The sequence below is a fragment of the Ruegeria sp. S84 genome, assembly GCF_056583445.1.
Genome location: NZ_JBWPVF010000001.1, coordinates 446,799 through 462,418, shown reverse-complemented (window position 1 = coordinate 462,418; position 15,620 = coordinate 446,799). Strand labels below are relative to the sequence as shown.

Annotated in this window: 3 protein-coding genes; 1 reads left to right on the top strand and 2 read right to left on the bottom strand. The window is 60.4% G+C overall.

The window, feature by feature from the left end:
* Nucleotide 1 precedes the first annotated feature (1 nt).
* The gene (locus AC1DFB_RS20710) at nt 2–1,363 is read left to right on the top strand and encodes an aminotransferase class III-fold pyridoxal phosphate-dependent enzyme (protein ID WP_480760872.1); all 1,362 of its coding nucleotides are present in this window, start codon (nt 2–4) and stop codon (nt 1,361–1,363) included.
* Between the two features lie 173 nt (nt 1,364–1,536).
* On the opposite strand, the gene AC1DFB_RS20705 is transcribed toward AC1DFB_RS20710, so the two are convergent.
* A complete protein-coding gene (locus AC1DFB_RS20705) occupies nt 1,537–2,016 on the bottom strand; it encodes an invasion associated locus B family protein (protein ID WP_170407630.1) in 480 nt (159 codons plus the stop codon).
* An 18-nt stretch (nt 2,017–2,034) separates the two neighbouring features.
* Nucleotides 2,035–15,360 (bottom strand): hypothetical protein, encoded by a 13,326-nt coding sequence (locus AC1DFB_RS20700; RefSeq protein ID WP_480922729.1) that lies wholly within the window; start codon nt 15,358–15,360, stop codon nt 2,035–2,037.
* Nucleotides 15,361–15,620: the final 260 nt, after the last annotated feature.

The following is a 15,620-nucleotide window of genomic DNA, read 5'->3' as shown; positions in this document are numbered from 1 at the left end:
CATGGAAGACTTCAGCAACGCCTACCCCTCACACGATCCCGAGTGGGTCAAAGACATGCATGCGGACCATTACCTGCAAAGCTGGTCAAAGCAGGGCAGCCGCCCGCGCGTCATAACAGGTGCTCAGGGCAGTTGGTTCTGGGACAGCGACGGCAAACGCTACCTCGATTTTCAAAGCCAGCTGGTGAACGCCAATATGGGTCATCAGCACCCCAAGATCGTACAAGCGATTAAGGATCAGGCGGACAAGCTTTGTTATATCGGCCCGGCCATGGGCTCGGATGTTCGATCAGAACTCGCGGCAATCATGACCGAGATCACACCTGCCAACATCTCATCAACCTTTTTTACAACAGGAGGGTCCGCCGCCAATGAAACCGCGATCCGTTTGGCGCGGCATTACACCGGTCGGACAAAAATCATTGCCCGCTACCGTTCCTACCACGGGGCAACCGGTGGCACGCTATCGCTGACTGGCGACCCGCGCCACCATCTGACCCGCGCCGATATGCCGGGCATCGTGCGGATGCTTGATCCTTACGTCTATCGGTTACCAACAGGCCACAAAGACCCGGCCCAGTGCCCGGTCGCCCAAGGCGGGCCGCATCTGGAAGAAATCCTGATGTATGAAAACCCCAACACCGTGGCCGCTGTCATTCTGGAACCTATTGTCGGCACAAACGGGATCATCGTGCCACCCAACGGATATCTGCAATCTATTAAGGCAACCTGCGAGAAATATGGCATCCTACTGATCGCGGATGAGGTCATGGCCGGGTTTGGCCGGACCGGGAAATGGTTCGCTGTGGATCACTGGGGTGTTCAACCGGACATCATCACCTCGGCCAAAGGCATTAACTCGGGCTACGTCCCGCTTGGCACAATGTCCGTCAGTACCGAATTGCATGATTGGCTGCGCGACACCCCGCTACCCGGGGGTCTGACCTATGCTGGCCATCCCCTTGCCTGCGCCTCAGGCGTCGCCGCGATCCGTGCCATGCAGGAAGAAGGCACGCTGGACCATGCCACTGCGATGGGTGAAAAGATGCGCGCAGAGCTGCGCAAGCTGGCAAAGAAACACCCCTCGATCGGGGATATTCGCGGCAAGGGCATGTTCAACGGCATCGAACTGGTCAAGAACCGCGACACTCGCGAACCGCTGGTGCCATTTGCCGCCAAAGGCGAAGACGCCAGACCCATGAGCGAGATGATGAGCTTTGCGATGAACGAAGGCCTCTACCTGTCATTCTTCTCGAACGTGATCCGCCTGACCCCACCGCTCAACATCAGTGAAGACGACCTGATTACAGGGCTGGCGATTCTGGACCGCACCCTCGACATCGCCGACCGGGAGTGTCTCTGAGAACTAGTCGGCGCGAACGCTCGCATCTCGGAAATCCAAAGCCATCACATAGCCCTACGCCGCAGCCTCCGCTCGTTGCGAGTGCAATCACAAAATGAACGCTCTGGTCAGACCCTTCTACGCGTTGCTAACCAAGAAGGCCTGTGCGGCCTTCTAGAAGGAAGGCCAGGCAATCACGGCAGCATATCGGATATTCTGCTAAATCCCGCCAGATCGAAACCAAAGGAAATCGGATCGCCGACCCGGTTTACGCTTTCAATACTCAACAGATTGCCAGCGCGCATCTTTGACATCCAGTCCTGAGAAACAGGAGAACGGGCAAAACAACCCTGTGCTTCGCAGGTTAGAAAATCCAGCCGCGCGATCTCGGCATCATCCACTTTAGCAATCAGCCCTTCAGAGAACAGCAGGCCAAATGGCAGTGTCAGCACCGCTTCGATCTCGTCTCTGCCGGCAGGTTTGACGAACGCAATCGAGGCAAGCCTTTGATTGTTCTCGGTTAAGATAATGGTCTGGGTCATTTCACAAATCAATTCAGTTCCGTTGACCTGATTGCTGCAGTTGACCGACCACAATGGCGCTTCGTTTTCCTGTGCGCCAAGTTGAGTTGTCAAACCGAACGACGCCACCAAAGCGTAGATCCAAGTTTTCATACTGCTGTTCCTCATAAACTAGAATTGTATCCCAAGGCCAATGCCAACCTGCAGGGCTTCGGTTGAGTCTCCAAACATATGGTCCAGGCTCAGGTTGATAAAGCTGCTGTCATCCAAAGCAAACAATCCCAACCGCGCGGACACGACGCCGTGGGCGTCACCGATATAGCTGGTATTCACGAACCCTCCGTCGGCGGCGCTGGCCCCACTGAAGCCAGCGGTTACCGACACCGTGTCGTCAGACGAGAGGATGGCACCGGCGCGCAGGCTCGCACGCAGTTTCTGCGAGGCGCTCAGGATCTGCTCGGTCCCGATCTCAATCGACGGCGTCAGCGAATAGATCATCTCGTTGTCGTCCTGCAAGACGATACCTGACAAAGTGGCATCGCCATTGCTTTCCGTCGCCAACCGCGTCGCATCGATGGCCAGTTCGGGGCGCAGGTACGCTCCACCAGCGCCAAGTCTTTGATCATACGCCAGGCTGAGCCGCAGGTTCTGGTGGTTCATCTTGTGCTTGATCTCGCTGACACCAACGGTGTCCACAATTGTGCCATTGGGCAAAACGCCCCGGATCCCACCTGCACGGCTTGTATCGTAGTTTGACCAACCTGCCGACAGCATGGCCGCAAACTCCCACGCGCCTGTGTATTTGGTCAGCGATGCACCCAGATTGAACCGATCGCCAGATGCATTGTATTGCGATCCGTTCTGCAGGCTGATCTGGTCGTAGCCCAGGGCAAACCCTGCATACAACTCATCCCCCACCGGCAGACGGACACCCGCCGACCAATTGGTGTTATTAACGTTCAGATCGTTGTAAATCCCGGTCTGCTCGCGGTCGAAGAAATAGCGGCCGCCGGTAAACCAGATACAGTTACGCGGATCATCCCCGGCTTGATAATTGGTGTAGCGTTCGCAGTTTTGCAGCGTATCCGCGAATACCCGCGTGCCAAAATACGCATCCACCGCATCTGCGGCGTAGTCCGCTGTCGACAAGCTCTCAATGGCCGCGATCACATCGGCCTCGGACTGCATGTTCCCGATCAGCGCCAAAAGCTCGCCCTGGTCGGACGTTCCCCGCCCGTTCAGGACATCATTGATATAGTCACCGATCGCGGTCTGGTTGGAGTTCATCCTAGGCGTCGAATAGTCTGGTGTGATCACCAGATCGATCGAACTGCCGTCCGACGTCGCCCCGCTCAAACCAATGGAGTAATCAAGAACCACAGTGTCCTGGATGGTCGTGCCAGCATCTGCGGCCGTTCCATCGGGATTGATGATGACAAGCGGCAATGCGCGTTCGAGCGTGTTCAACCGCGGCACCAATGTACCACCAATGGTGGCATCCCCGGTGACATTGATCAGATCGCTGTCTCCACCCGATATGCCAGTGGTTCGGAAATACACGTCGAACGTTGAAGTCGCAGTGCCGCCAAAGGCCAGACTTCCGGTCACGTTCGTGGTCTGGCTGACATTTTCGGTGAAGGAAAAATCATCCGCTTGAACAGCAGCCGTCAGGCCTCCGTCGACGCCCCAATTTGCGCCCAGAACCAAGTTGCCATCCACCTGCATGAGCCCGGCGTCGCCCAGATTCACGGTATCCAATGCATAGAAGGTTGCACCATCTTCCACGGTCAGGCCATTCGTCCCGTAACCAAGGTTCAGGTTCCCAAGCGCGCGTCCGGACAGCGTGATTTGTTCATTGCCATCGCCGCCGTTCACCAGTTGGTTATTGCCCGCGATCAGCACCGCGTCTTCTGATAGGGTCAGCGTGTTGTCGGTACCTCCTTCGACAATGATCGAGGCAACCGAGTTCGCTTGCCCGGTGCCGCCCATGACAACACCATCGAACCCAAGCATAATGGCGTCTGCACCGTCACGGCCTTCGGATTGTGCAAAGACGCCAATGCCACCGTCGCCGACCGACAAGACATTGCCGGTCAGGGTCATGTCGATAGCACCGCCCGACCCGGCGCCACCTGCGGCACCCCGGAATATGGAATCGACGATGCCGCCACCACCACCCAACGACTGCGCGGCGACACCGATCGCGTTCTCTCCGCTGGTGACCGTGTTACCAGTTTGCGAGAACAGAATGTCCCCGCCGTCCCCGCCATTTGCAGCTGACAGATTTACGGTCACCTGGCTGGGGTCCAGGTCTGTCGTGACAAGACCACCGCCGCCACCGATGCTCTGGATCACGAACGCATGCGATCCGGTACCACTTGTGTTTACGTCACCGGTATTGGTGAAATCGACGTTGCCGCCATCTCCAGTTGAATCGTCCTGCGCCCCGAGGGTCACATCGACGCCTCCAAGACCAGCAACGACAGCTTCACCACCGCCCGCGCCGATGCTTTGAACGCTTTGGCCAAAGGACCGGTCACCGCTAGTGAAGACATCTCCATTCAGATCAAGATCGATATCACCGCCGTTGTTGCGGAAGCTTGGATCGGACCCCAGGATTACCGAAGCAAACCTATTGGTATCAGCCGTGCCCGTGCTGTTGAGCACCAGCTTACCGCCGCCGCCGCCAATAGATTGCGCCGTACCTGCCGAGGAAAACGCACCATCTGTGCCGACATCGCCCGTCCGGCTGCCGAACACATCGCCACCTGCTGCATCATTCGTATCAATCGCGCCCAGACGCGCATCAATCTCGATACCGTCGCCATCCTGAAGGCTGATGTTGTTGGCCGATGTGCCACCACCGCCGCCAACACTCTGCAGCATCAGACCTGTCGAGCGGTCGCTGGTGGTCGCTATGTTACCGACGTGCGACTGGGCAACCTGGCTGCCCGCCGTGCCCGAAACATCATCACCGCCCAGCGAGATGTCACTGATATAAACAGTGCCGGTTCCACCCGCGCTTGCCGTCGCAGTCGTAAAGTCGACCGATGTTTCGGAGTTGCCGCCGCCGCCGTTAACGGATTGTGCGAAGATGGCCTCGCTACCAGCACCATTCACCAGAATGTCACCGGTTGAATTGACAGTCGCGGTTCCCACCGATCCGGTAGTCCCTTCTCGCGCGCCCAACACATGAGAGATCGTGTAATCCAGCGCCGAGACCAAGGGCGACGATACCGAATATCCCGCATTACCGCCGCCGCCACCAACGGATTGGGCATAGATACCGAACCCGTTTTCAGCGTTCACGACAATCGTACCGGTATGGTTGACCGTGACATCTCCACCATCCGCCCCGTCGCCACCAGAACCGCCAATGGCGATCTTCGAGTATGACTTGCCGGTCATTGTGTTTTTGAGGTCATTCACATCCATCGCAACGGCCAATCCACCATTGCCACCACCGCCACCAACGGATTGTGCGAAGATACCGTAGGCACCTTCGCCATCAACGCGGATGTCGCCGGTATTGGTGACAACCGAGTTTCCGGCAGCATTGCCACTGCCACCCGAACCACCGATGTTCAACTGCGCGGTCGGAGAGCTGTTGTCCCCCGTCTTCAGCCGCAGCGTCCCAGTAATCGAACTCCCACCATTGCCGCCGCCGCCACCAACGGATTGAGCAAAGATGCCATGCGCACCTGCACCAATGGTGATGATCGTACCCGCATTTGTGACGGCCACGTTGCCTCCGGTTCCACCGGAACCACCCGAGCCACCCAGGCCAAACTGCAACGCCCGCCGAGTGCTCGCCTCGGCCCCGCCATAGCGACCATCAACCGAGATTGTCGATCCGCCATTGCCGCCGCCACCGCCGACAGACTGCGCGAAGATACCGTGGCTTTCGGCTCCGCTGGTCACGATCGTACCATCGGCTTCGTTCACAACAGTGGTTGTACTGCCAGAACCACCGGTGCCGCCGGTGCCACCAATAAGGATCGCGTTTGTCGTAGACCCGTCCGAGGACCGGCCCAGAATAATGTTTCGAACCTGCTGTGCATCACCGCCGCCACCGCCGACCGATTGCGCGTAGATACCAACCGACTTGTCGCCCGTGGTCAGGATCACGTCCCGGTTGGTCACAGATACCGCCGCCGACATCGCACCCGAGCCGCCGTTGCCGCCGATGGACAAGGTCGCGGTGTTTCCAATCTCTTTACGCAGGCTGATGATGCGGTTTTCCACGATACCACCCATGCCGCCGCCGCCTCCGACGGACTGCGCAAAGATACCATGGGCCATGGTGCCTGCTGTGCTGATTATTCCGTCGCTCACTACGGTCACGATGTCCGAGGTCATACCGTCCCCACCGGTACCGCCTATGTTGATCGATGCTGTGGTGCCGACTGTGGACGGGTTGACCACAGCTTTGATGGTATCGAGGTTCGATTGTCCGGCCTGTACCATGCCGCCAGTTCCGCCTGCGCCACCGATGGATTGCGCCATCAGCCCAATCGAGCGATCTCCTAACGTTGCGATCTGGGCAGTGTTGGTCACGTCCACCGTGCCACCAACGCCTCCGGTGCCGCCGGTACCACCGATGGACAAGGCAATTGAAGTGCCCTTGCCAGCCGAGTTGCTGGCCTTGCCACCATTGCCGCCGCCGCCGCCAACGGACTGGGCAAATACGCCATGTGCGTCATCGCCCTGCGTGACAACAGTGCCCGCCACCACAGATGTCACATCGCCTGCTGCACCACCCGTACCGCCTTCAAGCCCGACTGACAGGTTGGCTTTGTTGCCTTTGCTGTCGCCGGATTTCGGGGTGCCGATGCTGACCGAAGTTGATGACGAGTTACCCCCGCCATTGCCGATGGACTGTGCAAAGAAGCCATAAGACCGGTTGCCCGTCGTGCTGATCGCGCCGTTCGAGCTGGCATAGACGTCCCCGCCGCTGCCCCCGGTTCCACCCGTGCGGCCGATCTGGATGTTTACATTGCCGCCATCAACCGACGTCGATGCCGAATTGTAGCCAGCATTGCCGCCGCCGCCGCCAACTGACTGCGCAAACAGACCATGGGAATCTGCGCCCGAGGTCGCGATGTCGCCTGTATTGCGCACATCCACCGAACCACCGATGCCGCCCTCACCCGTGCCGCCGCCAATAGCCAAGCCAAAGCCTTTGTTGGTCGCGTCGGAGGCAAGCTCATAGGTCATGCCGAGGTTCAAGGCGGCGTTGCCGCCGCCACCGCCGATGGATTGCCCAAACACACCGTGGCTGCCATCTTGCAAGGTGACGATATCACCATAGTGATCAACATCGACCTCGCCACCGTCCCCTGCCGTACCTGCATCGCCACCGATGGCAACCACCGCCGACACTCCGGTTTTGTTGCCCGAGGAATCTGCAGGGTTCACCTTGCCTTCAAGCTCATCCAAAACCGCGTTGTAGTTGGCGATGACCGAGTCATCGACGCCGGTATTGGTCGGTGTCTTGCGATCCGTGGAATCGCCGGTGCCGCCGTTACTTTGATTGCCGGTGGTCTTGCTGATACCCACAACTGCGTTGATCCCGGCATCGCCGCCGCCGCCGCCAATGCTCGACGCCTCGATACCGTGCGATCCAACGCCATCGGTCGTGATTGTCCCCGCAGCAAGGGCCGCTGTGCCACGCGCGACGGTCACGTCACCCGCATCGCCGCCACCGCCGCCAAAGCCGCCGATCCCCATCGCGATCGGTGAGCTGTCCTTAGTACCAACAAAGGTTGCATTGATGCCGCCAGTGCCACCGCCGCCGCCGATGCTCTGGGCAAAGATTCCGCGCGCGTGATAGCCATTTGTTGCGATGTTGCCGGTCTGAGTGACCGACACGTCACCCGCATCCGCACCAGTACCTCCGTGGCCGCCAAGGCCGCCCACAATGCTCAGATCCGTTTTGCCGTCCGAGTTGTTGGAGTCGCCATAGTTCAGCTGCCCGGTCACGTTCAAAGCACCGTTGCCACCGCCGCCTGCGATCGACTGGGCCAAAACTCCATGTTTCCAGTTGCCGGCGACTGACACAGTTCCCGCGTGATTGACGCCCACATTGCCCGAGACATTGCCGTCACCGCCAAAGCCTCCGACGCCAAACGTAACCGAAGGGATCTTGCCATCTTTGCTGAGCGCGATTCCACCCGAGACATTCAGACCGCCATTGCCGCCGCCGCCGCCGATGGACTGCGCCAGTAGACCCGCCGAACCGTCAGTATCCGGCTTTTCTTCGTTGAAGACACCCATGTCGATGAACAGGCGTTCCAACCCGAAGTTCGACGCCAATTCCTCGGTCTCATCTACGATCGAGTCGCCCAGGAAATCACGCAGTTTGTCTTCGAACGTCGTTGTGTTGGGGATCGATATATCGTCCGGGTTCGTTGTAACCGTAATATCCGCTTGCGAGGTAACCGTGACGTCTCCGGCCTGGCCGCCATCGCCTGCGAAACCACCGACGCCCACGATCAGAGAGCTGTCGGATACGATCCCGCCTGACACGTTCAGACCACCGTTGCCACCGCCGCCGCCGACGGATTGGGCCAGCAGGCCGGATTGGCCAGTGCCGTGAGCTGTGATCGTACTGCCTGCGCCAATGTTCACATCGACATTTCCGGCGTCTCCACCGCCGCCACCAAAGCCCCCGACGCCCACGACAACCGCGTAGGATTTGCTGCTATCTGTCTGGCCTGCGCCGGGTTTGCCGCTGATCGCGAGGCCACCCGAGACGTTCGTGCCGCCGTCACCGCCGCCGCCGCCAAGCGACTGAGCAATGATGCCACTGGCTCCTTTGCTTTCATCAACAGCGAATGTTCCATCCGGTTGCTCGACCATCGGAACGGCCTGCACATTGCCGGTATAGTCCAGATCGACGTCACTTGCGTCACCGCCAGCCCCGCCAAAGCCGCCAACACCCGCTGAAACCGAAAAGATCGTGTCCGACCCCGATGGTTTAGTCAGCGCCAGAGTGCCCGAAATATTCACGCCCCCGGTGCCGCCACCGCCACCAAGGCTTTGCGCAAACAGACCATGCGATCCGTCGCCCGCCGTCACTACATCGCTTTGAACATCCAACGTGACCGCATCGGCATTGCCACCACCGCCACCAAAGCCACCAAGTCCCAGGGCAACCGCTGCACCGGATTTGCCGGTGAGATTGACAGCGCCAGAAACGTTCAGACCGCCGTTACCGCCGCCGCCGCCGACCGACTGGGCCATGACACCAATACTGTCTACGCCAGTGGTTACCACCGAAGTTGTGCCACTGCTGTCCGTTCTTGAGCGCAATGTGCTGTTCACTTCACCAGCGTTACCCGCCCCGCCACCGAAGCCGCCAACGCCCAGACTGACCGAGCCGCCATTTTCCTGGCTGATACCCAACGAGGCCGAGATATTAGTGCCGCCGTTGCCACCACCGCCGCCAAGGCTCTGTGTCAGGATCCCGGTGCTGCGATCACCTGTTGTGGTTACTCCCCCGGTGATTGTCGATTGCACCAAAGCTCCGGCATCAGCGCCGCCGCCGCCAAAACCGCCCACACCGATGCCGACCGCCGCATTGGCTGATCGGGACAGAGACAACGCTGCCGAGATGTTGGTGCCGCCGTTGCCACCACCGCCGCCGAGGCTTTGCGTCAGAATGCCGACCGAGTCATCACCGGTTGTCATGACATCTCCGGTGACCCGCTGCGTGACGTTATCTGCCGCACCACCGTCCCCGCCAAAGCCGCCGACGCCGATCCCCAAACCGCCGGAATAGTTGCTGGCTACAGAAATGGCCCCGGAAATGTTTGTGGCGCCATTGCCGCCACCTCCGCCAAGGCTTTGTGCGATAATACCTGCCGACCGCGGACCCGAGGTGCTCACATTGCCCGAGAACGTGTTGTCAACTACCCCGCTGGTCCCGCCACTGCCGCCGAAGCCGCCCACGCCGATACCTGCCGCACCCGATCCAGTGCGTGCGATGCTCAGAGCGCCCGAGATGTTGACGCCGCCATTACCACCGCCGCCGCCAACGGATTGGACCAGAACGCCCGCCGCGTTCTCACCACTTGTAGTGACATCGCCGGTGACCGACCCCGTCGCCGCGCTCGCAGCACCGCCATCGCCACCCGAGCCACCGATGCCAACCCCAACGGCGCCGCCTCCGGTGCCCGAGATGTTCACGGCGGCTGATACATTCAGCCCACCATTGCCACCGCCGCCTGCAGCAGATTGCACCAAAACGCCGCCTGAATTGTCTCCTGAAGTGGTGACATTGCCCACGACCGTGCCTTCGGCCGTATCCGCATCGCCACCGTCGCCACCGCTGCCGCCAAGACCGACAGACGCACCGCCGCTGCCGGTTCCGGCAACAGTGACTGTGGCGGAAACATTCATGCCTCCATTGCCACCACCGCCGCCAAGGCTCTGCACGATCACCCCGCCGGATTCATCGCCTTGTGTCGAAACGTTGCCGTTCAATGTGGCTTCAACTGTGCCTCCGTTGCCACCGGTGCCGGACGCGCCGCCAAGGCCTACTGACGCGCCACCTGATCCGGTGCCCGCCGCGGCCACTGCGACCGAGACGTTCATGCCACCATTACCGCCGCCACCGCCGACAGATTGTGCCAAGAGACCGCTGGAGGTTTCACCTTGCGTGATCAGATTCCCGGTTACATTCGCCGTGACCGCCGAGGCGTCACCGCCGCCAGTTCCACGACCGCCCAAGCCAACTGCCGCAGCGCCAGAACCCGTACCTGCGCCACCGATGGAAGCAGAAACGTTGAACCCGCCATTGCCGCCGCCGCCGCCGATTGATTGCGCCACAACTGCGCTGGATTGCGCACCTTCGGTTTGAACACTATTGGCAACCGTCAGGCCAACAACACCCCCCGTGCCGCCACTGCCACCGGACCCACCCAGGCCAACGCTGATCGCGCCCGATCCGGTGCCGGCCCCAGCCAAAGCCGGTGAGACATTGAAGCCACCATTACCACCGCCGCCACCAACGGACTGCGCGAGTATACCCACCGAAGCATCCCCTCGGGTCACCACGTTAGCTGTTGTGCTGGCCGTCACCAAACTGCCGTCACCCCCGGCGGACCCTGAGCCGCCCAGACCAACCGAAACCGATCCCGCACCCGTTCCAGCCCCGGACACGGTGGGCGAGACATTGAACCCGCCGTTACCACCGCCACCGCCAAGCGACTGCGCAACAAACCCGCTTGAGGCGGAGCCATCCGTCAGGATGGTGCCATTCGAGGTCAGCGTGACAATGCCGCCATTGCCGCCGGTATCACCTGAACCACCCAGTCCTACACTCACCGCACCACTGGCTGTACCTGCACCCGACAGAACCGGGGCTACGTTGAACCCACCATTGCCGCCTCCGCCACCGATGGATTGCGCTACGACGCCCGAGGACTGATCCCCCTGCGTTTCAACCGCATTGTTCGATGTGGCATCGACCGTGCTGCCATCGCCTCCACCGCCGCCGTTGCCACCCAATCCGACCGAGACGCCAGCCCCTGCAGTGCCCGATCCCTGAACCGATGCGCTGACGTTAAACCCGCCGTTACCTCCGCCACCGCCGATGGACTGCGCGAGGAATGCTGTCGCCGAGTCGCCTTGCGTCAGAATTGTCCCACTGGATCTTAGCGTAACCGACCCGCCATTACCGCCACCTGCGCCCGTTCCACCAAGCCCGACGCTGACCGCACCGCTTGCAGTACCTGCACCGGCCCCGGTCCCCGAGATATTAAACCCACCATTGCCGCCACCACCGCCGATGGATTGGGCGACGACGCCTGAAGAACGGTCCCCGACAGTTACAATCGTATTTGTAGTCGTCAGATTGACTGTGCCACCCGTCGAGCCCGTACCTCCGTCGCCGCCAAGACCAACTGAAACTGCACCGCTCGCAACCCCAGCCCCTGCAAGTGACGCGCTAACATTAAAAGCACCATTGCCACCGCCGCCGCCAACGGACTGTGCCAGAACGGCAGCTGAGTCCGCGCCACCGGTGCTTACGGTGCCTGTGACTCGACCGGTCACCGATTGACCGATTCCACCTCCTGAGCCGTCGCCACCAAGGCCTACGGTGACGGCACCGCCACCTGCCCCCGCACCAGCAACACCGGCCGTCACGTTGAAGCCACCATTGCCACCACCGCCGCCGATGGATTGGAAAACTACGCCGCCTGAACCTTCGGACACTGTTGTGACGTTTCCTGCAACCTGGCCTTCAACCACGCCGCCATTGCCGCCTGTATCGCCGTTGCCGCCGAGCCCGACGCCAATTGACCCAGCACCGGCTCCTGCCGCTGCCACTCCGGCGGTGACATTGAAACCACCATTACCACCGCCACCGCCGATGGATTGAATAACGACAGCCGTCGAGCGTGCACCTTCGGTCCGAACGTCGCCGTTGACGCGCACGCCGGTTACCGTACCGCCTATGCCGCCGCTGCCTCCGTCGCCGCCAAGTCCGACTCCAATCGTTCCGGCACCGCCACCGCCGGCCGCCAAGCCAGCAGCGACGCTGAAGCCGCCATTGCCACCGCCACCGCCGATGGATTGCACCACGACCGCACCGGCATCATCCCCACGGGTGATGACATCCGCATCAACTTGGGCCGTCACTGTACCGCCCGCACCTCCACCGCCAGCTTTACCGCCGAGGCCTACACTGATGGACCCGGCAGCGCCGCCCGCAATATCGGCACTGGCACCGATGGCATAACCACCATTACCACCGCCGCCGCCAACGGATTGCGCAACGACACCGCTGGAGAATGCGCCACTGGTTTCGATTGAGGTCCCACCGGCACGCAAAGTGACGTTGCCACCGATACCGGCACCACCACCATCTCCGCCGACACCGACGTTGATCCCGACCGCAGCGCCTCCGCTTGCGCTGATACCGGCCGCGATGCTTCCACCACCATTACCGCCACCGCCACCCACGGATTGCGCGATGATCGCGCTGGAGCTTGTGCCAGTCGTGGTCACGTCAGCATTGGTATAGACCTGAACAAGTCCACCATTGCCCGCACTGCCGGCCTTGCCGCCAATTCCAACTGATACGTTGCCCGAAAATAGTGCCGAGGCGCCACCGGTCGCGGCGACCGCCAATCCACCATTGCCACCACCACCGCCGACGGACTGAAACAGCATACCTGTCGACCGGTTTCCGGTCGTGACGACAGTGCCTTCAAACCCAGCTGCTGTTGCGACGCCACTACCATCGAACTGGCCAACCGTGACCGGACCACCCGTGCCGCCCGTACCACCGTCACCGCCAACCCCAACAGCCAGCGAACCCGATACCGGACCTCCAGAGGCTGCGACAGATACGGCATAGCCACCATTGCCCCCGCCACCGCCAACAGATTGCAGCATCACCCCAACCGAGTCGTCGCCACCGGTTTGTACAGAAGCTGAACCGCTGCCGCTAAGCGTGACCGTCCCACCGTTGCCACCATTGCCAGCGGACCCACCAACCGAGACCGATGCCGCGCCAAATGCGCCAACCGCAACCGAGACCGCTCCGCCACCGTTGCCGCCACCGCCGCCGACGGATTGTGCAAATACACCTGCCGAGCGCGCGCCCGAAGTCCGGATAGCCGACGGCTGGCTGCCATCGGTGTTGGATAAGGTTACGTTGACATTGCCACCGGTCCCTCCGGCCCCGCCATCACCACCGATGGCTACCCCGACAAACGCACCTACCGAACCGGACGAACCACCATTGCCGCCACCGCCACCAATCGACTGGGCCAGAATACCCATCGCATCATCACCCGAAGTGGTGATGATCCCGTCATTCACGATCGTCACAGTGGACCCGCTGCCACCGCCGCTGCCATTGCCACCGACCGAGACCATTCCGCCGGACGAGCCGCCGTCACCGCCACCGCCGCCGATGGATTGCGCGATAATCCCGCGGGCGTTGTCGTCTTCGGTTACAATACGCCCGTAGTTGCTGACGCTCACCGCAGCGCCCGTTCCACCCCGAGACCCTGTGCCACCAATCGCAACAAGCCCATATGAATTTGCACCGGTTCCGCCGCTGCCGCCGATGGATTGCGCCATGACACCGTCAGCCCCAATGCCCGAAGTCAGGATGCTTCCCGAACCTTGCACAGTGACATTCACCGCGTCCCCGCTACCGCCGTTCGAGCCCACACCACCAAGAGAAAGTGATACCAGGCCGCCTGCAGTTCCGCCCGAACCACCGCCGCCGCCGATGGACTGGGCAACAATACCGCGCGCGAAATCACCTTGTGTTTCAATCGCGCCACCATGCGAGACGTTAACCCTGCCTCCATTTCCGCCATTATCGGCCCCGCCAATGAGCGAAACCAACAAGTTGCCACTTGTCCCCGCTGACCCCCCCGAACCGCCGATGGATTGGGCGTAAATACCGTTCGCATAGTCGCCGGTCGTCAAGATGCTACCGCTTGAGGTCGTGTTTACCGTTACGGTGCCACCGCTACCGCCATAGCCTCCGTTACCGGACGAGCCAACCAGCCCCCATTGTGACCCACCATTACCGCCGTTGTTCGAAACGCTCAGCGCATAGATGCCATCAGCCGAGTCGCCGGACGTAGAAATGTCACCCCGCTGCGTAACGGTTACATCGCCACCATCTGCCGAGTGGCCACCGGTGCCCCCACCCGGAGCCGCGAAGCCGCTGCCACCATCACCAGCCTCGCCGCTGCGGCTGAACGCAAATATACCGTCATAGCCGTCGCCCGATGTCTGGATCGTGCTGCTGGAGGATTGTGTTGCGTTTACCGTGCCGCCCTCCCCGCCGTCGCCGCCATCGCGCCCGTCCCAAAAGCTCAGATACGAGTCGCCGCCCTGACCACCGTCACCGCCAACGCTACCCACTTGCCAACCGACATTGCTGGTTGCGTTGACATTCCCGCTCAGGGTTTGAGTCTGGGTTGGGCCATCGGCACCGTTTCCACCTGAACTTGGTGGCACAACAAGCGCACCATCGCGCCCATTGCTGCCATCTCGCCCGTAAACGACCTGGCTCACACCGTTAGGTCCGGAGACGTTCACCGGCGGGGTGACAGAGCCAGGAGTACCCGAACTGTTGAAGTTGCTGTTGTACTGAGACAGGGTCAGCTGAGTGGACAAGCTGGCCGTTCCGGTCGCACCAGAATTACTGATCTGAGCCGTTGTTCCCGTTATCGATACAATCTCAAATGCCAGCGGGGGATTGTCGGAGTTGTAAATTGTATCGCCGGCATCTTTGACGAGAAACACATAGCCATCCGCCGTCTCAACAAAAGCCGTCGTCCCGGCTGTAGGTGTTGAAGCGGGATCCACAATCAGTGCAGTGACTGTCGTATCCAGACCAGTCACAGGGTTGTTAACAGTGTCTCCAACAATTGAATCTGCAGTCGGCGCGGCAAGCAAAGGTGTTGAATTAAATAGAAAAATAGAAAGCGCAAACAGCAGGTTTGAAAACTTTGACACCTTGAGACCCTACAACCCAATTCACCAGCACAGAAGGCAAAGAAGAGCTGCACCCAAAAGCAACACATTGCTTTTGGGAATTTCCCCATCACCACCTAAAGAAAGATATGCGCAAGTTTAAGGAGAGTGGATTTCTTAAATTTGTCTAAAACTGGATTTGGTTAAAATAGTGCTAAAATGCCACAACCTGGGTTCATCCCTAAGGCTGGATCAGTTCGGCTGAGTTGGTTTAGGTTCACACAACTTTTCGAAAAAATGAA

Excerpts from the sequence above, each read along its gene's own strand:
- AC1DFB_RS20710 (WP_480760872.1), top strand. The coding sequence starts at position 2 with ATGGAAGACTTCAGCAACGCCTACCCCTCACACGATCCCGAGTGGGTC.
- AC1DFB_RS20705 (WP_170407630.1), bottom strand. The coding sequence starts at position 2,016 with ATGAAAACTTGGATCTACGCTTTGGTGGCGTCGTTCGGTTTGACAACT.